General features: G+C 43.7%; 17 protein-coding genes. 14 read left to right on the forward strand and 3 right to left on the reverse strand.

Features of this window, described 5'->3' with window-relative positions; genetic code table 11:
• Positions 1 to 107: 107 nt before the first annotated feature.
• Positions 108 to 377 (forward strand): 30S ribosomal protein S15, encoded by a 270-nt coding sequence (rpsO, locus tag IEY18_RS04075; RefSeq protein WP_188918101.1) that lies wholly within the window; start codon positions 108 to 110, stop codon positions 375 to 377.
• 228 nt (positions 378 to 605) lie between these two features.
• On the opposite strand, the gene IEY18_RS04080 is transcribed toward rpsO, so the two are convergent.
• Positions 606 to 2,651, reverse strand: a complete 2,046-nt coding sequence (locus IEY18_RS04080; RefSeq protein WP_188919139.1) for a putative bifunctional diguanylate cyclase/phosphodiesterase — start codon at positions 2,649 to 2,651, stop codon at positions 606 to 608.
• A 194-nt stretch (positions 2,652 to 2,845) separates the two neighbouring features.
• Here IEY18_RS04080 and pnp point away from each other — a divergent pair, with 194 nt between their 5' ends.
• From pnp to deoD, 11 genes are all read left to right on the forward strand, one after another.
• Positions 2,846 to 4,948 carry a polyribonucleotide nucleotidyltransferase gene (pnp, locus tag IEY18_RS04085; protein ID WP_188918103.1) on the forward strand — a complete coding sequence of 701 codons (2,103 nt, stop codon included), beginning with the start codon at positions 2,846 to 2,848 and terminating at the stop codon, positions 4,946 to 4,948.
• 156 nt (positions 4,949 to 5,104) lie between these two features.
• Complete coding sequence (gene nlpI / locus IEY18_RS04090) at positions 5,105 to 5,989, forward strand: lipoprotein NlpI (RefSeq protein WP_188918105.1); 885 nt, start codon at positions 5,105 to 5,107, stop codon at positions 5,987 to 5,989.
• A 300-nt stretch (positions 5,990 to 6,289) separates the two neighbouring features.
• Positions 6,290 to 7,870, forward strand: coding sequence for a peptide chain release factor 3 (gene prfC, locus IEY18_RS04095; RefSeq protein WP_188918107.1), 1,581 nt, complete (start codon positions 6,290 to 6,292; stop codon positions 7,868 to 7,870).
• Positions 7,871 to 8,117: 247 nt separating this feature from the next.
• The gene (locus tag IEY18_RS04100; RefSeq protein ID WP_188918109.1) at positions 8,118 to 8,270 is read left to right on the forward strand and encodes a DUF5363 family protein; all 153 of its coding nucleotides are present in this window, start codon (positions 8,118 to 8,120) and stop codon (positions 8,268 to 8,270) included.
• Between the two features lie 31 nt (positions 8,271 to 8,301).
• Positions 8,302 to 9,072 carry a TatD family hydrolase gene (locus IEY18_RS04105; RefSeq protein ID WP_188918111.1) on the forward strand — a complete coding sequence of 257 codons (771 nt, stop codon included), beginning with the start codon at positions 8,302 to 8,304 and terminating at the stop codon, positions 9,070 to 9,072.
• 177 nt (positions 9,073 to 9,249) lie between these two features.
• Complete coding sequence (locus IEY18_RS04110; RefSeq protein WP_188918113.1) at positions 9,250 to 10,524, forward strand: NupC/NupG family nucleoside CNT transporter; 1,275 nt, start codon at positions 9,250 to 9,252, stop codon at positions 10,522 to 10,524.
• A 329-nt stretch (positions 10,525 to 10,853) separates the two neighbouring features.
• Entirely contained in the window at positions 10,854 to 11,702 is an 849-nt protein-coding gene (locus tag IEY18_RS04115) for a nucleoside-specific channel-forming Tsx family protein (RefSeq protein WP_188918116.1), read from the forward strand.
• A 428-nt stretch (positions 11,703 to 12,130) separates the two neighbouring features.
• Complete coding sequence (deoC, locus tag IEY18_RS04120; RefSeq protein WP_188918118.1) at positions 12,131 to 12,901, forward strand: deoxyribose-phosphate aldolase; 771 nt, start codon at positions 12,131 to 12,133, stop codon at positions 12,899 to 12,901.
• Between the two features lie 164 nt (positions 12,902 to 13,065).
• Positions 13,066 to 14,397: a thymidine phosphorylase gene (gene deoA / locus IEY18_RS04125; RefSeq protein ID WP_188918120.1), complete on the forward strand. Its 1,332-nt coding sequence runs from the start codon at positions 13,066 to 13,068 to the stop codon at positions 14,395 to 14,397.
• A 12-nt stretch (positions 14,398 to 14,409) separates the two neighbouring features.
• The gene (locus IEY18_RS04130) at positions 14,410 to 15,627 is read left to right on the forward strand and encodes a phosphopentomutase (protein ID WP_188918122.1); all 1,218 of its coding nucleotides are present in this window, start codon (positions 14,410 to 14,412) and stop codon (positions 15,625 to 15,627) included.
• Positions 15,628 to 15,803: 176 nt separating this feature from the next.
• Positions 15,804 to 16,514 carry a purine-nucleoside phosphorylase gene (deoD, locus tag IEY18_RS04135; RefSeq protein ID WP_188918124.1) on the forward strand — a complete coding sequence of 237 codons (711 nt, stop codon included), beginning with the start codon at positions 15,804 to 15,806 and terminating at the stop codon, positions 16,512 to 16,514.
• 70 nt (positions 16,515 to 16,584) lie between these two features.
• Here deoD and IEY18_RS04140 read toward each other — a convergent pair whose 3' ends face one another.
• Entirely contained in the window at positions 16,585 to 17,484 is a 900-nt protein-coding gene (locus tag IEY18_RS04140) for an AhpA/YtjB family protein (RefSeq protein WP_188918126.1), read from the reverse strand.
• An 80-nt stretch (positions 17,485 to 17,564) separates the two neighbouring features.
• On the opposite strand from IEY18_RS04140, the gene serB reads away from it, so the two are divergent.
• Both serB and IEY18_RS04150 read left to right on the forward strand, forming a co-directional pair.
• Positions 17,565 to 18,545 carry a phosphoserine phosphatase SerB gene (gene serB, locus IEY18_RS04145; RefSeq protein ID WP_188918127.1) on the forward strand — a complete coding sequence of 327 codons (981 nt, stop codon included), beginning with the start codon at positions 17,565 to 17,567 and terminating at the stop codon, positions 18,543 to 18,545.
• Positions 18,546 to 18,879: 334 nt separating this feature from the next.
• Positions 18,880 to 19,791: an alpha/beta fold hydrolase gene (locus tag IEY18_RS04150; RefSeq protein WP_188918129.1), complete on the forward strand. Its 912-nt coding sequence runs from the start codon at positions 18,880 to 18,882 to the stop codon at positions 19,789 to 19,791.
• A gap of 37 nt (positions 19,792 to 19,828) precedes the next feature.
• Here IEY18_RS04150 and IEY18_RS04155 read toward each other — a convergent pair whose 3' ends face one another.
• Positions 19,829 to 22,216 carry a PilZ domain-containing protein gene (locus IEY18_RS04155; protein WP_188918131.1) on the reverse strand — a complete coding sequence of 796 codons (2,388 nt, stop codon included), beginning with the start codon at positions 22,214 to 22,216 and terminating at the stop codon, positions 19,829 to 19,831.
• Between the last annotated feature and the right edge of the window lie 62 nt (positions 22,217 to 22,278).

The following is a 22,278-nucleotide window of genomic DNA, read 5'->3' on the forward strand; positions in this document are numbered from 1 at the left end:
ATTATTATTTTGTTTGCGGTTGCCTTTATTTATAGGTAGAATACCGCGCTGCTCTGGCTGGATTAGTGATCGGCTAGAGATTATTTATTACATATTTGGAGAGACACATGTCACTAAGTACTGAAGCGAAAGCAAAAATCCTGGCTGAATTTGGCCGTGGTGAGAACGATTCTGGTTCTACTGAAGTGCAAGTTGCATTGCTAACTGCACAAATCAACCACCTACAAGGTCACTTTAAAGAGCACATCCATGACCATCACTCTCGTCGTGGTCTGCTACGTATGGTTAGCACACGTCGTAAGCTTCTTTCTTACCTAAAAGGTAAAGACGTTGCGCGTTATACTGCTCTAATCCAGAAGCTTGGTCTGCGTCGCTAATATTGCGTTTCGGATAGTTTCATATAAAAAGGGAGGCTTATGCCTCCTTTTTTATTGCCTATTTAATGCGCATGGGTGGAATCGATTGCAAGGCCGGTATCGACGTCACGCTATAAAGTGATTGTCTTTTTAGTTATCTTTGTCCATTTTTCCCAGACAAAAAATAACGCCGATAAAACTCATTTTATCGGCGTGATATGAAACTTATGCATTTGCGCGAGCAAGACGCTATTGGTTATCAACGACGGTAATGGAAGCGTGTTGCTTGGCAATATACTTGGCTTCAAACTCTTCACGCTCTAGTGGTTGACTATAGTAAAAGCCTTGACCGATTGGACAGTTGTGTTCTTTTAGCCAAGCGAGTTGCTGCTCATTTTCAATGCCTTCTGCCACAATTTTTAAATTTAACTGTCGACCGAGCATCAAAATCGTCGATGCAATTGCACTGTCGTGTGGCAGGTCAGAGACGAAACAGCGGTCAATTTTCATCGTCGTAATCGGTAAATGGCGCAAGTAGGATAGCGATGAGTAACCGGTACCAAAATCATCGACCGCAATCCCAAACCCTGCAGATTTCAACTGTTCTAACTTGTTGATTGCAAGTTCTATGTCGTTCATTAGGGACGTTTCTGTGATTTCGATTTCTAAGAGTTCAGGGTTGACTTGATAACGCAAAGCCATTTGCTTGATGTCGGGGACTAAACTAGCATCAGCAAATTGTGGTGTCGCGACATTGATGGCGATGGGTAACGCGTAGTTGTACTGTTTTTGCCAGTCGCGAATGATTTTACAACTTTGCTCAATAACCCAGCGACCAATTGGAATGATAATTCCGGTCTCTTCAGCGACAGGAATAAATGACATCGGGCTGATCAAGCGCCCATCTTTCTTCCAGCGTATTAACGCTTCGCAACCGATGACTTCACCGGTTTCAATGTTTAGCTTAGGTTGAAGATGTAGGCAAAACTCTTCGTGTTTTAGCGCGTCGTGTAATGAGGCCTCTGTTCTTAAACGAACTGCGGCTCTTTCGGTCATCTGTTGTTTGAAAAATGCCCACTGATTCGATCCTGCTGCTTTTGCACTATACATTGCAATATCTGCGTGGCGAATGAGATCTTCTGCGCCGTGACCATCTTCAGGATAAATAGAAATACCCACGGAAGCTGCGGGGTGTACTGCATGTTCACCCAGTTGGATTGGGGTATTCATTTGAGCAAGCAGCTTTTCTACAAACTCTGCGGCGTCAGTTGGAGATTGAATATCATCAGCGAGAATTACAAATTCATCGCCGCCAAGGCGGGCAACACTACCTTGGTCTCCTACAACACGTTCTAAGATACGGGCAATACGTGCGAGGTATTGATCACCAAGAGCGTGCCCAAGCGAGTCATTGACGTTTTTGAAGCGATCTAAATCGATAAATAACAGGGCAAAATGGCGTTTATGTACCCGTGCGCGTTGAATTGTTACTGCAATTGTTTCGAGGAGTAAGGTTCGGTTCGGTAAGCCTGTGAGTGGGTCGCGGGTCGCCATCTTTCGCAGCTTGCTTTGAGTTTGCCCGAATTGAACTAGAATTTGGTTGAATTTGGTGGTAACTAGACCCAATTCATCGTCTTGGTGAGCTCTAGATGTTGGTAACAAGTTTTCGTCTGGTGATTCAGGGTCAATTCTATCAATAGATTCACTAATGCGGGCAATCGGCTGGGTAAGAAAACGATGGAATACGACCGACAGCACCATGGTTAGTAATAATGCTCGAGCCAGTGTCGCGACCAAGCCAAGTTGCAATTGGGAAAATAAGGAATTGGTCAATTCTTGTGTATCGTAAAAAACCGTGAGCGTTCCAATGAGCTGTTGCTGCCTCGTCCCTTCAAAGTAGTACGGGCGATACAAGGGGCGATCAATTTCGCTAATGTCACTAAAAAGTCGTCGGGATAGGCTAATAAAAAGGTCTGAATAATCAGGACTTGCATTATTTACAGAAACAAACAGCGTACCGTCATCTAAATTGATAACCGTGGAACCAACATGCTCAACTTTGAGCACGCCTTCGAGGGTTTGTTTGGCTAGATTATCATCTAACGCCCACACCGCATTAGCCGCAGGTTGTTCTACAGAGTCTAATAATTCCTGTTGCGCAAGAATGAGTTGGCCGCGTTCGGTATAAACAACAAACGCAATTTCTACAATAAAAATCGCGACGGCAAAGAAGAGTGCTGTGAAAACAACTAAATTAGTCTGTTTCCAGGTTAATGACTTGAAATTAGTCGTCATTCCGGTCATTCGCAATTTTCCCTAGGCGCTTGATTTTGCTTATTGTGAAGCATTATGAACGAATTTTTACACGATATATTCACTTTAGAGAAAAGAACTGGCTTTGTCACGCTCATATCCCCTTTATCTATTGATTGTACTTGCAGTATACTTACGCGCGTATTTCAAGGTAATTAAATTAAGGAATGGGTCAAGTGAATCCTATCGTAAAGAGTTTTGAGTATGGTCAACATACTGTCACCCTAGAAACGGGTGTCATTGCACGTCAAGCAGACGCTGCAGTACTAGCAAGCATGGGCGATACAACTGTTTTAGTCACAGTTGTTGGGAAAAAAGAAGCAGATCTCAGCAGAGATTTTTTCCCTCTAACAGTGAACTACCAAGAAAAGACTTATGCAGCTGGTAAAATCCCTGGCGGATTTTTCAAGCGTGAAGGTCGTCCATCTGAAGGTGAAACTCTCATTGCGCGTCTAATTGACCGCCCAATTCGCCCGCTATTCCCTGACGGATTTAAAAACGAAGTACAAGTTATCATTACAGTTGTATCGGTCGATCAAGACATCGCGCCTGATATCATCTCTATGATTGGTACTTCTGCAGCGCTTTCTATCTCTGGTATTCCATTTAATGGTCCTATCGGTGCCGCTTGTGTAGGTTACGTCAATGGTGAGTACCTATTAAACCCAACAATTAGCCAACTTGAAGAAAGCGAGCTTGAGTTATCGGTTGCTGGTACATCTAGTGCAGTATTAATGGTTGAGTCTGAAGCGGCTTCGTTACCTGAAGAAGTGATGCTAGGCGCAGTTGTTTATGGTCATGAGCAGCAACAAGTTGTTGTAAAAGCAATTGAAGAATTTAAAGCTGAAGCAGGCAAGCCTATTTGGGATTGGTCTGCGCCAGCTGTAGACGTTGACTTAGCAAGTAAAGTGAAAGCAATTGCAGAGCAAGGTTTTGCTGACGCATACATGATTACAGCTAAGCACGAGCGTCGTGATGCTGTTATCGCAGTGAAGAAAGCAGCTGTTGAAGCACTTTCAGAAGAATTAGGTGATGACTTTAATGGTCGTGAAGTCGATGGCCTACTTGGCAGCCTAGAGAAGAAAGTTGTTCGTGGACGTATTATTGGTGGTAACCCACGTATCGATGGTCGCGAGCCAGATATGATCCGTGCGTTAAGCGTACTTGCTGGTGTTCTACCACGCACACACGGTAGTTCTTTGTTTACTCGTGGTGAGACTCAGGCTTTAGTGACTTGTACACTGGGTACTGAACGTGATGCACAGAAAGTTGATAGCATCATGGGCGAGCGCACGAACCGCTTTATGCTTCACTATAACTTCCCTCCATACTGTGTTGGTGAAACCGGTATGGTTGGTTCTCCGAAGCGTCGCGAAATCGGTCACGGTAAACTAGCATGGCGTGGTATCAATGCCGTTCTGCCAACTGCTGAAGAATTCCCATACAGCGTTCGCGTTGTTTCTGAGATTACTGAATCAAATGGTTCAAGCTCAATGGCTTCTGTTTGTGGTACTTCTCTAGCACTAATGGATGCTGGTGTACCAATTAAAGCATCGGTTGCTGGTATCGCAATGGGCCTAGTAAAAGAAGGTGACGACTTCGTTGTTCTTTCTGATATCTTGGGTGATGAAGACCATCTTGGTGATATGGACTTTAAAGTTGCAGGTACTCGTGACGGTATTACTGCCCTGCAAATGGACATTAAAATCGAAGGGATTACCAAAGAGATCATGGAAATTGCACTTCGCCAAGCCTATGGCGCTCGTGTACATATCCTGAATGTTATGGATCAAGCAATTGGTTCGCATCGTGACGATATCTCTGACCACGCACCACGTATCACAACGATGAAAATCAACCCGGAGAAGATCCGTGATGTGATTGGTAAGGGTGGCGCAACAATTCGTGCACTGACTGAAGAAACAGGAACTACCATCGAATTAGACGATGATGGCACAGTTAAAATTGCTTCAGCAAATGGCGAAGCAACTAAAGAAGCCATTCGCCGTATTGAAGAGATTACTGCTGAAGTTGAAGTGGGTAAGATCTACACCGGTAAAGTCATGCGAATTGTTGATTTTGGTGCATTCGTGAACATCCTTCCTGGTAAAGATGGACTCGTTCATATTTCACAGATCAGTGAAGAGCGCGTCGCAAATGTTTCTGACCACTTAGAGCTGAATCAAGATGTGACAGTGAAAGTGATGGAAGTTGACCGTCAAGGACGCGTTAGACTTTCTATTAAAGAAGCACAAGAAAAAGCTACGCCAGCGGAGTAATCGCTAACTTGCTTGTCAAAAAGGAGACCTGTGGGTCTCCTTTTTTGTGCCTGTAACATATTGAGCCATTTGCTAATAGCTCAATTGAGTGAAGGTTGCTATGATAAAGTTTCTTTGAACCAAAATTGGTTGTTACGGTTGTAAATGGAAGGGTAGATGATGCGAACCTTGATGATGAGTGCAGTATTAGGAATGAGCCTCGTTTTAACAGGCTGTGCTGCGACAGGTAATAATGGCGGAGACTATGACGTCGTTGTTGCGCCCAAGGTGCCCGATTATAAATTGGAAGTCACGCTGGCTAGGCTTAATGAAATTCTGGCGAATGCCGAATTAACCGAAGAGCAGCGGGCTCGGTTTCATTACGATCGTGGTGTTCGTTACGATAGCGTGGGCCTGAAAGTACTAGCAAGAATAGATTTTCATCAAGCACTCAAAATTCAGCCTAATTTGGTTGATGCATATAACTTCCTTGGGATCTACTATACCCAAGAAGGCGAATACGAAAGCGCTTACGAGTCATTTGATGGTGTGCTTGAGTTATCTCCTGAATATGACTATGCCTACTTAAATCGCGGTATTGCTTTGTATTATGGTGGACGAGAGCGTCTCGCCGAAGAAGATATGCAGGCATTCTACAATCGAGATAAAGCAGATGGTTATCGCGCGTTATGGCTTTATATTTCCCAGCTAGAGCTAGATGAGAAAGAGGCGCAAGCTGTGTTGAAAAACAGTCGCTCAACCTTGTCTGATAATGCGTGGTCTAGTGTGTTAGTCGATTACTATTTGGGCCTGCTCACTCAACAGCAAGTCTTTGACCGAGCGAAAGAAAATATAACCGGACCGAATGAGTATGCTGAAAGAATGTGTGAAGCCTACTTTTATATAGCCAAGAGAAAAATTAACAACCAACAGTTTGAAGAAGCGGCTCAGTTACTGAGACTCACTTTAGCCACCAATATTTTTGACTTTGTTGAACATCGATATGCCCGTGTTGAACTTAAGCGTTTAGCGGCAGAAGCTTCAGCGAATGAGGCACCATAGCGGATGTATATTCCAAGGATTGGCTTAATGCGCTTGATATAAAAAGTGCATATCTGTCTCATCGGATAGACACATCGAGTTAGAGATGCCAGCTTGCGAAATTATGCTGATAAAGTCTCTTGGAAAATAATCGATTCAAACGCGCCCCCTCATTAAGTCACAAGCCTAGGTTTGTGGCTTTTTTTGTTGCTTTCAGTAAAGGAGCAGACCTATATAGTGACGCGGGTATCTGTGTAGCCAAACAGGGCAATAGACTGGTATAATTTGCGCCTTTTTTAGTATCCCAGCACACAGGTAGTCATGTCAGGTTATAAAGTTGAAGTCGACAAGCGTCGGACTTTCGCAATTATTTCGCATCCCGATGCAGGTAAAACCACAATTACAGAGAAGGTTCTGCTGTTTGGTAATGCTTTGCAAAAGGCCGGAACAGTTAAAGGCAAAAAGTCGGGTCAGCATGCTAAATCTGATTGGATGGAAATGGAAAAAGATCGGGGTATCTCAATTACCACATCTGTGATGCAGTTTCCTTACAATAATGCGCTAGTTAATCTTCTGGATACTCCGGGTCACGAAGACTTCTCTGAGGACACATATAGAACGCTAACTGCCGTTGATTCTTGTTTAATGGTGATCGATTCCGCGAAAGGTGTCGAAGAAAGAACCATTAAATTAATGGAAGTAACGCGTCTGCGTGACACGCCCATTGTCACGTTCATGAACAAACTTGACCGCGACATTCGTGATCCAATTGAGTTAATGGATGAAGTTGAGAATGTACTCAACATCTCATGTGCTCCAATTACTTGGCCTATTGGCGCTGGTAAGGAATTTAAAGGCGTATATCATTTATTGAGAGATGAAGTCATTTTGTATCAAAGTGGTCAAGGTCATACGATTCAAGACTCTCAAATCATCAAAGGATTAGATAATCCAGAGCTTGATGAAGCGATTGGCCATCTTGCTGCGGATGTACGAGATGAAATGGAACTCGTCCTTGGTGCGTCGAATGAGTTTGACCATGAAATGTTCCTTAAAGGCGAATTGACGCCTGTGTTCTTTGGAACGGCATTGGGTAACTTTGGTGTTGATCATATTCTCGATGGCATTGTTGAATGGGCGCCTACACCGCAACCTCGCAGTACAGAAGCCCGTGAAGTGCTTCCTTATGAGCCAAAGTTCTCAGGCTTTGTGTTTAAAATCCAAGCCAATATGGATCCAAAACATAGAGACCGTGTTGCCTTTATGCGTATCTGCTCTGGTCGCTATGAGCAAGGCATGAAAATGCGCCATGTACGAATGGGCAAAGATATCAATATAAGTGATGCGTTGACCTTCATGGCGGGGGATCGTGCGAGAGCACCAGAGGCCTATCCTGGTGACATTATTGGTTTGCATAACCACGGCACCATTAAAATTGGTGATACGTTTACCCAAGGTGAAATGATGCGCTTTACAGGCGTGCCAAACTTTGCACCAGAAATGTTCCGCCGTATTCGCCTAAAAGATCCACTTAAGCAGAAACAGCTGCTCAAAGGTCTGGTACAGTTGGCGGAAGAAGGTGCGGTTCAGGTGTTTCGCCCCTTAGATAGCAACGATTTAATCGTTGGTGCTGTTGGTGTTTTGCAATTTGAAGTCGTCGTCGGCCGTCTGAAATCAGAGTATAACGTTGAAGCGATTTATGAAGCTATCAGTGTCGCGACTGCACGTTGGGTGTATTGTGATGATGAGCGGAAACTTGATGAGTTCCGCCGTAAAGCAAGCACTAACTTAGCCCTTGATGGTGGAGATAATCTTACTTATATCGCGCCAACGATGGTTAACCTGAATCTTGCGACAGAGCGATACCCAGATATTGAGTTCGCAAAAACACGAGAGCACTAAGTTGGTTTCGATAGCTAGCAGCTTCTTGTTAGCGACGGGATTAAAAGGAAAGCATGCGCTTTCCTTTTTTTATGCTTTTAGGTGTTCAACAAAAGGCATGTTGTCTTTAGAAAGTGTGATCTAAAATGGGTGAGGTCAATTACGTGATAAGGTTTAGTATCTAGGGCATACTTTTTAGTGCAGCATAAAATGTAGGCTTATATATCAATAGTAGCCTAGATCTACTTGAGAGCCTAAGGAGCAAGCGATGAAATGGTTGAAGGCATTATGGCAGTCTTACATCAATTGGTGCGATCGTATGGGCTTAACGCCCGAGAATCAGCGTTGTTGTGCACCCAAATTATCAGAGCCTGAAGTCACTTCTGCTGAGAAGCAATCAAAAAAACATGACAAAAAATAAAGTCCTTGTTGATTTCAGAGTGAATTTATAAATGCAGCCCATAGTAGACACCCACGCCCACCTTGATGATCCCTTGTTCGACCAAGACCGAGAGCAGATGATTGAGCGAATGAAACTGCGGGGGATCCATCAAGTGGTGTTACCGGGGATCTCTGCTTCCCATTGGCAACGTCAACAGACGATTTCTCAAGTGTTCGATATGCCATTTGCGATAGGGATCCACCCTTGGTTTTGCAGCGAGGGGCCAGAACAAATGCTTGCTCTTAAAAATGAGCTTGAGTGTTTGCAACATCATCCGAGGTTAGTTGCCATAGGTGAGTGTGGTTTAGACGCTTACCGCAAAGATACATGGCACTTACAACATGAAAATTTAAGATTTCAGTTGCTCATTGCTCAAAAAATGAAACTTCCTGTCATTTTGCATGTAGTAAAAGCACATGATCAAATATTAACCCTATTAAAAGAGTTTGAACTTGATCGTGGTGGCGTCATCCATGCCTTTAACGGTAGTTATGAGCTTGGAATGCAGTATGTTCGGTTGGGTTTTAAGCTAGGAATTGGTAGTGCAGTGATCAATGAACGCAGCAAGAAATTAAGACGTGCAGTTTCACTATTACCTATAGAATCAATGGTTGCAGAGACAGACTCCCCCTTTATGCCTCCTAAAAATCGTCCGGTTTTTCGTCATTCTCCGTTATTTATTGAACAATATATCGAAGAAATCTCTCGTTTGAGAAAAAAAACGACCGTTTCAATTAAAGAACAATTGTTTTGTAATTCAATTCAGCTGTTTGATATATAGAACATTTTTTCTTAAAAAGAAGCTGTAAAGCTTCGTCTGTGTGATATCGCGTCTGAAATAAAAATCCAAAAACATGATCAATACGACACTTTTGAAGCGTTGTAGGGGTATAATCGACCACGGAAATAGGTTGTTTAACTACAAAAATTGAAAATATTAACGATAGGGTGATGGTTAATGGATATTATTATGAGCTTGGTAGGTGTGGTCGTCCTACTAGGGATAGGTTTTCTACTATCCAACAATAAAAAAGCAATTAGCGTTCGCGCAGTGGGTGGCGCGTTAGCTATTCAAGCATTCTTTGCTTGTTTTGTATTATATGTGCCGGTCGGTCAGCAAGTACTTGGTGGAGTTTCACAAGGTGTTGCTGATGTGATTGGCTACTCAAAGGCAGGTATCGATTTCCTTTTCGGTGGTCTGGGTACTGATGCAATGTTTGCCAATGGTGTTGGTTTTGTATTTGCAATTCGCGTACTTCCAGTCATCATTTTCTTCTCTTCTTTGATTGCAGTTCTTTATTACCTAGGCATTATGCAGGTCGTGATCCGTTTCATCGGTGGTGGTCTACAAAAAGCCCTTGGTACTAGCCGCACTGAGTCAATGTCTGCAACTGCGAACATTTTCGTTGGTCAAACGGAAGCACCTTTAGTTGTTCGTCCATTTATTCCAACAATGACGAACTCTGAACTATTCGCCATTATGGTCGGTGGTCTAGCGTCTATTGCGGGTGCGGTACTGGCTGGTTATGCGGGTATGGGTGTAAAAATTGAATACCTAGTTGCCGCTTCATTTATGGCTGCTCCTGGTGGTCTTTTGATGGCGAAGCTGTTTCACCCTGAATCAGAAGAAACCAAAAATGACATGGATGATCTTCCAGAAGACACTGATAAGCCAGCGAACGTCATTGACGCAGCAGCAGCAGGTGCGTCTTCAGGTATGCACCTTGCATTAAACGTTGGTGCAATGCTTTTAGCATTCGTTGGTTTGATTGCGATGATCAACGGTATCCTTGGTGGTATTGGTGGTTGGTTCGGATATGAAGCTCTGTCTTTAGAACTTATCCTTGGCTATATCTTTATGCCACTTGCATTCTTGATTGGTGTACCTTGGAACGAAGCAATGGTTGCGGGTTCTTTCATTGGTCAAAAGATTGTTGTAAACGAGTTCGTTGCTTACCTGAACTTTGCTCCTTATCTAAAAGATGTTGCTGATGGCGGTATGCTTGTTGAAGCAACAGGTCAAGCGATGACAGACCGTACGAAAGCAATTATTTCGTTCGCATTGTGTGGTTTCGCTAACTTATCTTCTATCGCAATTCTACTGGGTGGTCTTGGTGCTATGGCTCCAAACCGTCGCCATGATCTTGCGAAACTAGGTGTTCGCGCTGTGATTGCTGCTTCGTTAGCAAACCTAATGAGCGCAACACTTGCTGGTTTATTCTTAGCGTTGTAAATAATTTAAGTGCACCTCGTTAAGAGGTGCATCTTCGTTTGGGATAATAGGTTGCAAATTGGTCCCAAACAACCAGCCGTTTTCCGAATGTGTAAAGCCTGATTCCTACATAGATTGTGAGAGCTAGGCCAGTTTTTTAGTGAGTATCGTGCGCTAAAACGCCAGTTTTGTGTGTAAAAGATGCGACTTTGTTCACAGTAAAAAATTTAGTGTTCGTGATTTTATGGGTTTGATGTTGTGATTTCACTCAAACAGAGTAAAATGCGAACGCCACAAAAAGAACGCTGTTAAAAAATAACAGCAAAACCATAATATAAATGGGGTTGATGATGAAAAACTTAAAGACTTTTGCTTTAGCAGGTACTGTTGCTCTTGCGGGTACTGCTTTCACTGCTTCTGCTGCTGACCGCGGTGACGACGTTCACGCTGGTAACTACAAGTGGATGCAAGCAAACCTAATGCTTTCTGTTGGTGAAAAGCCACAGGCAAATGATGATGCAGATACGCATGATTATTTAGAGCTAGAATTTGGCGGTCGCGCTGGCATCCTTGATTACTACGGTTACGTTGATGTATTCAACCTATCTAACCGTGATGGCAGCAGCCAAGATAAGAAAGATGGCAGCTCTAAGATGTTCATGAAGCTTGCTCCACGCTTCTCTCTAGATGCGATTACAGGTAAAGACCTTTCTTACGGTGCAATTAAAGAAGTTTACTTCTCTACTCTATTTAACTGGGGTGGCGGTGCAATTCCAAATGACGTAAACAACTCTTTCTGGGGTATCGGTGCTGATGTTGAGCTACCTTGGTTAGGCAAAACAGGCATGAACGTTTATGGTCTATATGACCTAAATGCTAAGAAATGGGATGGTTACCAATTCTCTATGAACTGGTTCAAGCCTTTCTACTTCCTAGAAAATGGTTCTTTCATTTCGTACCAAGGTTACATTGATTACCAATGGGGCGTTGATGAAGTTTCATTCTTCCCAGGTGAAGCTGGTCAGCTTAAAACTGATAAAGGTGGCACCATGTTCAATGGTATCTACTGGCACTCAGACCGTTACTCTTTAGGTTACGGCTTAAAAGCATACAAAGACGTATATGCTCTTGCTGATGGCGGTATTGTTGGTGAAACCACTGGTTTCTCACACTTCTTCGCTGCGACATACAAGTTCTAATCGAGCTTGCTGAGCCGCGCTTTGCGCGGCTCTTTATTTCAATTTTTTATATAAGTACTTTTGGTCCACACGCTAGAACAACAGTATTTATATAAGAAATTACTATTATTTTTAACGCGCTAAAATGGATTTTTCGCGGAAAGGTAGGAGCTTTTTTGTTCGTCCCGTTCCCCCTTCCCGGTCTTCAAGGATTCAAGTCGTGGTACTCGTTATCAAATTTGAATACCTATATGTATTAATGAAGCAAACACATAAGTTTGCATAGGCACTGCCTGAAGGCCCGGCCACCGTTAGATTTTGTACCGTTGTATTGGGGCGATATGCCCTCTGATTTTGCATCCTTGTACGATATAAGATCTTCCATTAAACCGCCCTCAGTTTTGCCAAGACAGATTTTCATAATTTAAATTACGTCTCGGAGAGCTATTATGAGCGACCTAAACAAAGCAGCACAACGCGCCATCGAACTGATGGATCTGACGACCTTGAATGATGATGACACTGATCAGAAAGTGATTGAGTTATGTCATAAGGCAAAGACACCGGCAGGTAATACAGCTGCGATATGCATTTATCCTCGTTTTATTCCTATCGCGCGCAAAACCCTTGATGAGATTGGCGCTGAAGAGATCCAAATTGCAACTGTGACGAACTTCCCTCACGGCAATGATGACATCGCCATCGCAGTTTTAGAGACTCGCGCAGCTGTTGCATATGGCGCTGATGAAGTTGATGTTGTTTTCCCATATCGAGCGCTTATTGCTGGTAATGAAACCGTCGGCTATGAGCTTGTAAAAGCTTGTAAGGAAGCATGTGGTGAAGTCCTGCTAAAGGTCATCATTGAGTCTGGTGAATTAAAAGACCCTGCCTTGATCCGTAAGGCATCTGAGCTGTCTATTGATGCGGGCGCAGATTTTATCAAAACTTCAACCGGTAAAGTTGCGGTAAATGCAACATTAGAAGCGGCTGAAATTATGATGACTGTCATTGCCGAGAAGAATACCAAGGTTGGCTTTAAGCCTGCTGGCGGGGTTCGTGATGCAGCAGCAGCAGCTGAATTCCTTGGTACGGCTGAGCGTATTCTAGGTGCGGATTGGGCAACCCCTAAAACTTTCCGCTTTGGTGCGTCTAGTTTGTTGAACAGCTTGTTACATACACTTGAACTTGCTGAAGCGCCAAAAGCAAATCAAGGCTATTAATCGAACAGACTGGTACTCTTTAGACTACCAAATGTGATCCAACTCTATTTGGAAGCAGCGGATCTTGGCTAATATGTTTTGTAATAATATTACGATAATTTGCTGCCTTTATAGCTGAGCGTGATGAATGTCTCGACAATTAATTACGTTTAGAGGGTGAAAATATGTTTTTAGCACAAGAGATTATTCGCAAAAAGCGCAATGGCGAGGCGTTAACTAACGCTGAGATCCAGTTTTTTGTTCAAGGTATTACCAACCAAACGGTTTCCGAAGGGCAAATTGCGGCCTTTGGCATGGCGGTATATTTCCAAGATATGAATATGGATGAGCGCGTCGCGATTACGACAGCAATGCGTGATTCTGGCACTGTACTCGATTGGAAGGCACTTGATCTGCAAGGCCCGATTATTGATAAACATAGTACGGGTGGTGTAGGTGATGTTATCAGTTTGATGCTCGGCCCTATGGCAGCGGCTTGTGGTGGTTATGTCCCCATGATTTCTGGTCGAGGTCTTGGCCATACTGGTGGAACACTCGATAAGTTTGATGCGATTCCAGGTTACCAAACTGAGCCAAGTAGCGAACTGTTTCGAAAGGTCGTGAAGGAAGCCGGTGTTGCCATTATTGGTCAAACGGGTGATTTGGTTCCTGCTGATAAACGTTTCTATTCAATTCGAGACAATACTGCAACGGTCGAATCTATTGGATTGATTACAGCTTCGATTTTGTCGAAAAAACTCGCCGCGGGACTTGATGCTCTAGCGATGGACGTCAAAGTAGGAAGCGGCGCATTTATGCCGACCTACGAAGCATCTGAAGAATTGGCTCGCAGCATTACAGCTGTCGCCAATGGCGCCGGAACGAAAACGACAGCATTACTGACAGATATGAATCAAGTTCTTGCCTCTTGCGCCGGGAACGCGGTTGAAGTTCGAGAAGCCGTGAACTTTTTAACTGGAACGTATCGCAATCCACGACTATACGAAGTCACCATGGGGTTATGTGCTGAAATGCTGCAGCTTGGCGGCATTGCGAGTACAGAGCAAGAAGCAAGAGCAAAATTAAATACGGTGCTTGATAATGGTAAAGCGGCCGAAACATTTGGTCGTATGATTGCAGGCCTTGGCGGCCCAGCAGATTTTATCGAGCATTACGATAATTATTTGCCGAGCGCGTCAATCGTTAGGCCTGTCTATGCAGATACGTCTGGCTATGCCTATAGTATGAATACACGTGAGCTTGGATTAGCCGTCGTAACACTTGGTGGTGGGCGTCGTAAGCCAGGTGATGCATTGGATTATAGCGTTGGCTTGACAGATGTTTGTGCGCTCGGAGAGGTCATCGACACGAACAAACCGCTTGCGATGGTTCATGCACAATCTGAAAATGCATTTGAAGAAGCCGCTGCTGCAGTAAAAGCTGCAGTTAAGATTGCTGAATCGAAGCCAGAGAAAACACCCGAGATCTACCGCTACATTCGCGCTGAAGATCTTTAAGAGAGTAAGTTTATGAAACGTACAATAATCATGATGATGGACTCGTTTGGCGTTGGTGCTGCAAGCGACGCCGAAAAGTTCGGTGACGTAGGCTCTGATACCTTTGGTCATATCGCCAAAGCTTGTGCTGAAGGCAAAGCGGATATTGGTCGACAAGGCCCATTAAAGCTACCTAACCTAGCTCGTTTAGGTTTAGGCCACGCAGGCAAAGAAAGTACGGGTGAATTTGCTCCTGGCTTTGATGAAAACGTTGAGTTGATTGGTGCGTTTGGCCATGCCGATGAGCTCAGTTCTGGTAAAGATACACCGAGTGGGCATTGGGAAATGGCCGGCGTACCGGTTTTGTATGAGTGGGGCTATTTTAGTGATCTGAAAAACTCATTCCCCAAAGCATTGACAGACAAAATTTTGCAAAGAGCAGGATTGAGCGACTTCCTAGGAAATTGCCATGCTTCAGGCACCGCAATTCTAGAAGAACTTGGTGTTGAACACATGCAATCTGGCATGCCTATCTTTTACACCTCTGCGGACTCGGTTTTTCAAGTCGCTTGTCATGAAGAAAGTTTCGGTCTTGAAAACCTGTATCGCCTCTGTGAAATAGCTCGTGAAGAGCTTGAACCCTATAATATTGGTCGAGTTATCGCTCGTCCATTTATTGGTTCTGGCCCAGAGGACTTTGCACGAACAGGAAATCGCCGTGATTATGCTGTTGAGCCGCCAGCGAAAACAGTACTAGATAAACTTGCTGATACCGGTGGTGAGGTCGTGAGTGTCGGTAAGATTTCAGACATTTACGCGCATTGCGGTATCACTAAAAAAGTGAAAGCGTCAGGCTTGGATGCGTTATTTGATGCCACGTTAGAGCAAGTGAAGCAAGCCGGTGACAATACAATTGTATTTACTAACTTTGTTGATTTTGACTCTCATTATGGTCATCGTCGCGATGTTGCAGGCTATGCGAAAGGCCTAGAATATTTTGATGCAAGACTACCGGAAATGCTCGCTTTGCTGAACGAAGACGACTTGCTTATTTTGACGGCAGATCATGGTTGCGATCCGACTTGGCATGGCACAGATCACACACGCGAGCGCGTTCCTGTGTTAGCCTACGGGGCTGGTTTAGAAGCAGGCTCCCTAGGACTTCGCAACAGTTTTGCTGATATTGGTCAATCCATTGCAAGCTACTTTAAGCTTGAACCAATGGAATATGGCGAGTCGTTTATTAAATAGAATTTTACAGGGTCACTCAGGTTTTGCAGAAGGTGCGCCCCCGATTTTATCTCAACCATGGAGATAGTGAGGGTTGGTAGACACTATAAATGTAAGTGGCGCTCAACTGTGCAAAGGTTTAGTTCAACCTTTGCAAGAAAAGTCTTAAGGCTTAAATATAAATAGGGGTTAAATCAATGGCTACACCACATATTAATGCAGCAGATGGCGCATTTGCAGAAACAGTTTTGTTTCCAGGCGATCCTTTACGTGCTAAATACATTGCAGAAACATTTTTAGAGAATGTTGAGCAAGTCACTGACGTACGTAACATGCTTGGTTTTACTGGTACTTATAAAGGTACACGTATTTCTGTAATGGGCTCTGGTATGGGTATCCCATCTTGCTCAATTTACGCAACAGAGCTCATTAAAGACTACGGCGTGAAAAACCTAGTTCGCGTGGGTAGCTGTGGTGCAGTAAGCACAGACGTCAAAGTTCGTGATGTTATTATTGGTATGGGTGCTTGTACTGATTCACAAGTGAACCGTTTACGTTTTAAAGGTCAAGATTTTGCAGCGATTGCAGATTATGACCTATTAAGTGCCGTTGTTGATGCTGCAAAAGCACAAGACATTAAAGTTCGTGTTGGTAACGTTTTCTCTGCAGACCTATTCTATACGCCTGATCCTGAAATGTTTGACGTGATGGAAAAGATGGACGTGCTGGGTGTAGAGATGGAAGCCGCTGGCCTTTACGGTGTCGCCAAAGAATATGGCGCTAAAGCACTTTGTGTTGTGACTGTATCAGATCATATCCGTACTGGTGAGCAAACGACTTCAGACGAGCGTCAAAACACCTTTAACGACATGATCGTCATGACTCTTGAAGCTGCTCTAACTTTCTAAGTTAAAACTTCTTGTAGACTAAAAAACGGGCCACGGGTCCGTTTTTTGTTTTTAGATATTGGTTTTGGTTCTATGTTGGCTTTTTGTCAATACCAGACTTTTCAGACTTTTCAGGCTCTTCCTGAAGAGTGGATATTTTGCTATCTGCTGGTTTTTCTTTTGGTGTAGAACTCGAACCTACAGAACCAGATTTATCTACTTTTGTTTGTAATTTGGGGGATTTTACTTCGCTGGACGCTCTTGCTTCAGATTTATTCAGTATGCTTTGTGATATAGAGGAATGTGCTTCGTGAGTTTTCGTGGTTTTATCGTTGGTTTCATTGTCAGTAACAGTGGGCTTATCGAGTAGCTTCTTGTTTTTGCGTCGAAGCTTCGCTCTGGTTTTGCGTCGATCAAAATCAGCGCGTTTAAATGACATCGATCGGGAGAGTAGCAAGCCAATAAGACCTGCTATCACCAGCATCAACTGCTGCTGTTGCATATTTAATTGATGGGCTTCTTTGATGTGGTCGAAAAAGCGGCTTTTATCGAGCCTGACTTCAACGTAGCCTAAATTTTTGTCGTCCTGTAATACTGGCTCAACGAATGGTGAATATTGTTCAAGTAACCCTGTCATTTCTTCAGAGTTGATATCAAATGTCTGTTCAGTCACGCTTTGGGCAAAGGCCAGCCTTTTACCTTGTGCGCTGTAGATACTGGCAGACATGACTTTCGGGTCTTGTACGAGTGCGCTAGCAAGCCATTGCAACTGCTTATTGTCTTGTAGTTGCAGTGCCGGAGCAGCGCCATAGGCGGTTTGCTGTACCAGTAAACGAGCCATCTTTTGGGTTTGAGACTTTAGAAGCTGCTGACCTTGTAGTAGGCTTGTTTGCCATAACTGGATCAATCCAATAAGCAAAACACCCGCAACAAGAATTTGAAGCAGGCGGCTAATTTTGTGAGTTTTTTTGAGCCCTGTAAAAAATAGCACTTTGTACCTAGAAAGAACTGCCGTTGTGCCCTAATCATAATTGATTATGCTTCAACACGATAGCCGGAGAATACTGATAGATGGAATGTTCAAATACCACCCCACTTTTGGCATGGCTGATTGAGTCAAAAGAAACGTCTTATGATTGGCAAGGCCGAAACGTAACACGTTACGCAGAGGCGGACTTTAACGCCAAGCTTAACCGCTATCGTCTTGTCTTTCGACCACAGGCAGATCGGTCCGTTATTGAAAACTTTATTGCTTCTATCCAAGGTGTGTTGCGTTTGGCCCTTTTGGAGCGTCCTGGAGCGCTTTTGGGAATTGAAATCAGCGTCGATGCGCCTTTGTCTGCTAATTGTATGGCTCAAGTTCAAGGGCTAAAAGATATTGATTTTTTCTTGATGCCGGATTCAATTCCACAGCTGAATCAGCCGGGTCTTCTCGTTATGGATATGGATTCTACGGCAATTGAAATTGAGTGTATTGATGAGTTGGCAGCAATGGCCGGAGTTGGTGAAGCCGTAGCAGAGGTGACTGAGCTGGCGATGCAAGGTGAACTCGACTTCGAACAAAGTTTGCGTCAGCGAGTTGCGAAATTGAAATATGCAGATGCAGGTATTATTGAAGCTTTATGCGCAAAGCTACCATTCAGTGTGGGGCTTCGCGAAACCGTTCAATTGTTACAACAAAATCAATGGCGTTTGGTCGTTGCATCGGGTGGGTTTACCCCATTTGTGAATTACCTTAAACAGAGCTTGTCATTAGATGCAGCCTTTGCGAACGAACTGGTTATCGCAGATGGATGCTTGATGGGAGAGGTGACGGGCGACGTTGTTGATGCCCAGTACAAAGCTGATGTCGTCAATCGTTGCGCGGCTGAGTGGAATATTGGTCAGGGTCAACGGGTGGCGATTGGCGACGGTGCAAATGATATTCCGATGGTTGAAGCGGCTGATTACGGTATTGCGTATCATGCGAAGCCCAAACTAGAGGCCGCTGCTGATGTTAGTATTGCTCAGCTCGATTTACATGCGCTGCCATTCTTGTTACAGATGAAATAGAAATAACCCCGAGGCTAGGCCCCATTGGCCTAGCCGCTTGTTTTTCGATAATCGATATTTTTGCTGTTTTCGATTTAGTCATATCAAAGCACATACATTTTCTTCAATTCCCATTTTGTTTCATATCGCAGGCCTTTTCTTGTGGCGAGTTTAGAAAACGGCAGCAGCGAGTCAGCAAAACAATTAATTGTGTCAGTAGAGTATTCACTCTTGTTTTTCCGTTGAAAGCAATTTAGCTTAGGAGTGTTTTCCGTATTTGTTGTGGCAAAAACCAAAGAAAAGTTCACCGTTGTTTATCGAATACTTTCCTCTTTCTGTTTAAGGCTTTTTACCAATGTCATTCAGTCAATCGTCAATTTTTATTCCCTATCGAAATGGCGAGTTACATATTAGAAAAATTGCGGCAGATGTATATGACGCAACAAAAAAGCCGATATTAATGCTTCATGGAGCCATGTCGAATGGTCGAGTTTTTTACAGTCAATCTGGGCGTGGCTTGGCCTGTTTTTTAGCCAATCAGGGGTATCGTGTTTACGTTCTCGACGCGAGCGGGCGAGGCTTAAGCACTCCCAAGTTACAACGGGGCGTAGATGTTGGGCAAGGGGAAGTTATCAAAGAGCAGTTGCCGCTCATACAGTCCTATATTTTGTCGGTAGAAACCGATATTCAACAGGTGCACTGGTGTGCGCATTCATGGGGTGGGGTGCTCATGGCAAGTGCCATTGCGCGTTATGCTGAACTACAACAAAATGTGGCATCGTTTCTTACGTTTGGTACCAAGCGAGCAATCAACACCTTATCGTTTAAAAAATGGTTAATGGTAGATTTAGTGTGGAATCGAATTGCGCCGCGTATCGCCAAGGGCAAAGGTTATCTTCCGGCTGATCGTTTGAAAATGGGTATGGACAATGAAAGTCGCGCATCATTAGCGCAGAGTATCGACTGGGTCAACGGGGACTGGATTGATCATGATGATGGATTTGATTATGCCAAGGCCGCGCAGCACGTCAAATGGCCAGCGTCATGGTTTATCGCGGGAGCAAACGATAGAGTGCTTGGGAATCCGAAAGATGTCCAAGATATGTTGCATGAGTGTCAGTTATTCGGAGCAAAATATACGTTATTATCCCGTGAAAATGGTTTCCGGCATGACTATGGTCATGCCGATATGCTGACGCATATTGATGCGGTGACCGATCATTTCCCGCAAGTGCTCGAATGGTATCAAGAGACCGAGCGAGCCTAGGATTGCTCGGGTTCAGTTGCCGCATCGAGCAACTAGCTTAGCTTGTTTTTGAACCATGGAGCGCAGGATATCTCAGCATTACTTCTTGAGTGACATCTAAAAACTCACCTACACCGATAATATGCCAAAGTTTTTCTTCGAGCTGTTTTGCTTTGTGGGGGGCGTGGATATGGATATAGTTCAACTCGCGTCGAATATAGTTAATATCAGGTTTTCCAGTCGCACCTCTGTAGACTCGAATGGCCATAAACTTGCCTAGATTTTGGCTTTGTTTAATAAAGTGTATCTGTGCATCAACATCGCCGATATCACTCGGTTTTAAACATTTTAATTGAACTTGGCCGCGTGACTGGCGTGAAACCTGAATAAATAGCTCAAAATAAGTCATGTAGTGGTGTGGCTTCATTGCCCGTATTGGGTCAATTATGCTTTTTTTCAGGCGGCCGTCTCTGAGGAGCGGCTCAAGGTTGAACTGGTGAGTTTTTTCAGCACCTGCGGCCAAAATATCAGTAATTGAATTGTGCTCTAAAGCAATGCCTAACTCACTAAGGCGAGCAGATTTAACCGTTTTTTCAATGAAATATGGCACAGTGTCTAGCTGTCTCATGACAAGATTTTTAAGCCCGTCAGCGATCTCTTTTGCTTCTTGGTTATTTTCGGTTAATTGATTGAGTTTGTGTTTGTTGTGTTCAATCAGTCGGTGAAGAAACTCAACGCCATGGTGGGGCGTGTGACCCATAATTGCCGCAAGATGCAGTGTTCTGCCATTTCTTCTATGACGGACGACTTCATAAGGCAAACGCTCTAGTTTAGTTTTGCTTGATAGCTCTTGGAGCTTAGGGAATGAAAGACTTACAACTTCATTCATATCCAGCTTGGTTGATTTAGTCAGGTTGATTTGCATGCCACGGCTTGAGATATCTTGTGTTGTAGACATGTATTTGCTTGAACCTTGGCTGATCACCACAGGTGTTTTAAATGAATATCGGGCTTCTCTACGTTTCTCGTTAAATTGCAGAGCAATTAATTTAATGGGATTGTCATTTATTTTGTTTTGCCCAAAAGGCTTCAGTTCATTGGCATTGCCGTTGTCGTACCATGCTTGGTAAAGCGCTGCTTGTTCTATGTTGGTGAGATCAATCAACTTCAAGGAGTGAGTGATTTTTGCAAGCTCTTGCTCGGTTTGTTGGCTGTATTTTTTGTTATCACCCGGAAGGATGGATGCTTTGTAATTGGCACCATGGTCAATCTCTTTTTGAGTGATCTGAAAGACCCGCCAGCTTGCTTTACTTGCGCCAAAGCCTAGAAATAGATTAACGGCTTTTTTTCGCTTCAATTCCGTTAATGTAGCGGAATAAAAGTACGTCGCTCCCTGAATACTATACGTAAAGCAAAAGAATAGACTGTGATCAGCGACTTCAGGTTGACCGAGTATCAGTTGTAAACGGTTGGTCGTCAGCATGCCCGGTAATTGGCTGACGTCTTTTTCATCAAGAAAGTAATTAAGTATTTTGGTATTTTCTTTACTCATCAGCTGATGGCTGACCACTGGGATCTCATTTTCCTGCTGAATAAACAATGCGAGATGGGGCATATGTGGCAAGTAATGCCTTTCCAATCCCAGACCTGTTGCTGAAACATGCACATCATTGATATCGACTTTGTATCGAAACTTATAGCTTTCGATCAGCTTGCCCAGCATTTCAACAAGCTCTTCACTACCCTCAATTCGTTTGAGGCGCAGCCAAGTGTATTCATGGTTTGACTCACTATCCATGACTTGATAATTAACGCCTTGCTGCAGATCTTTGTAGTAATAATCTTCACCGATTTCTAGCAACTTTACATTAATGGGTTTATCAATGTTGAAAGGGTGGCGATTGTCGATGCGAATGCGCGCTCCGCCGACTGATAAATCGACGGTAATTCCTGATTGTTCCGAAATTCCAGGCTGAGAGACAGCAATTTTAATGCTGTAATTCATCCGCTCTTCTGCACGGCTGATATAGCTACCTAAAACCGTGCCTGGAAAGATGAACGTTGTATCTTGTTGCTGTGGTTTATCGCCGCCTTCTTGAATACGGGCTCTGCGTTTTTTGAAGGCGTCAATGACCTGTTCATAGACACCAAGGGTATAGTTTTTGCTGTATAACGCGATCGCTTCTTTAAAGACGATAATCGAGGGTTCATCAAGAAAGTGTAACTGTTTACCATAGCTAAATTCGATGCAATGCAAGTCTGAGCGGTTGCGTAAGTCGATAATTCGCGTGCAAGGAGTGGAGAGGCGATTGAGTTCCATCTTTAGTAAGAAGCGTGTTGAATTACTCTCACCGTCGGTGAGGCGCTCGAATACATCATGGAAGTTGGGCTCCATGAGTAGAGGTTTCAGTTGTTCGATTAGTCCGCTATGGTTTTCTAAACTCATTTTTTATTCTTTTAATAATGCTTAACCCAAATTAGCCTGATAATCTTATCGGCTGTTTTACA

Origin of the sequence: Shewanella gelidii (assembly GCF_014647855.1) — a bacterium.
GTDB classification, from domain to species: Bacteria; Pseudomonadota; Gammaproteobacteria; order Enterobacterales; family Shewanellaceae; genus Shewanella; species Shewanella gelidii.

What these genes read in the sequence shown, in the direction of transcription:
- rpsO (WP_188918101.1), top strand. Translation starts at nt 108, where the DNA reads ATGTCACTAAGTACTGAAGCGAAAGCAAAAATCCTGGCTGAATTTGGC.
- IEY18_RS04080 (WP_188919139.1), bottom strand. Translation starts at nt 2,651, where the DNA reads ATGACGACTAATTTCAAGTCATTAACCTGGAAACAGACTAATTTAGTT.
- nlpI (WP_188918105.1), top strand. Translation starts at nt 5,105, where the DNA reads ATGATGCGAACCTTGATGATGAGTGCAGTATTAGGAATGAGCCTCGTT.
- prfC (WP_188918107.1), top strand. Translation starts at nt 6,290, where the DNA reads ATGTCAGGTTATAAAGTTGAAGTCGACAAGCGTCGGACTTTCGCAATT.
- IEY18_RS04100 (WP_188918109.1), top strand. Translation starts at nt 8,118, where the DNA reads ATGAAATGGTTGAAGGCATTATGGCAGTCTTACATCAATTGGTGCGAT.
- IEY18_RS04105 (WP_188918111.1), top strand. Translation starts at nt 8,302, where the DNA reads ATGCAGCCCATAGTAGACACCCACGCCCACCTTGATGATCCCTTGTTC.
- IEY18_RS04110 (WP_188918113.1), top strand. Translation starts at nt 9,250, where the DNA reads ATGGATATTATTATGAGCTTGGTAGGTGTGGTCGTCCTACTAGGGATA.
- IEY18_RS04115 (WP_188918116.1), top strand. Translation starts at nt 10,854, where the DNA reads ATGAAAAACTTAAAGACTTTTGCTTTAGCAGGTACTGTTGCTCTTGCG.
- deoC (WP_188918118.1), top strand. Translation starts at nt 12,131, where the DNA reads ATGAGCGACCTAAACAAAGCAGCACAACGCGCCATCGAACTGATGGAT.
- deoA (WP_188918120.1), top strand. Translation starts at nt 13,066, where the DNA reads ATGTTTTTAGCACAAGAGATTATTCGCAAAAAGCGCAATGGCGAGGCG.
- IEY18_RS04130 (WP_188918122.1), top strand. Translation starts at nt 14,410, where the DNA reads ATGAAACGTACAATAATCATGATGATGGACTCGTTTGGCGTTGGTGCT.
- deoD (WP_188918124.1), top strand. Translation starts at nt 15,804, where the DNA reads ATGGCTACACCACATATTAATGCAGCAGATGGCGCATTTGCAGAAACA.
- serB (WP_188918127.1), top strand. Translation starts at nt 17,565, where the DNA reads ATGGAATGTTCAAATACCACCCCACTTTTGGCATGGCTGATTGAGTCA.
- IEY18_RS04150 (WP_188918129.1), top strand. Translation starts at nt 18,880, where the DNA reads ATGTCATTCAGTCAATCGTCAATTTTTATTCCCTATCGAAATGGCGAG.
- IEY18_RS04155 (WP_188918131.1), bottom strand. Translation starts at nt 22,216, where the DNA reads ATGAGTTTAGAAAACCATAGCGGACTAATCGAACAACTGAAACCTCTA.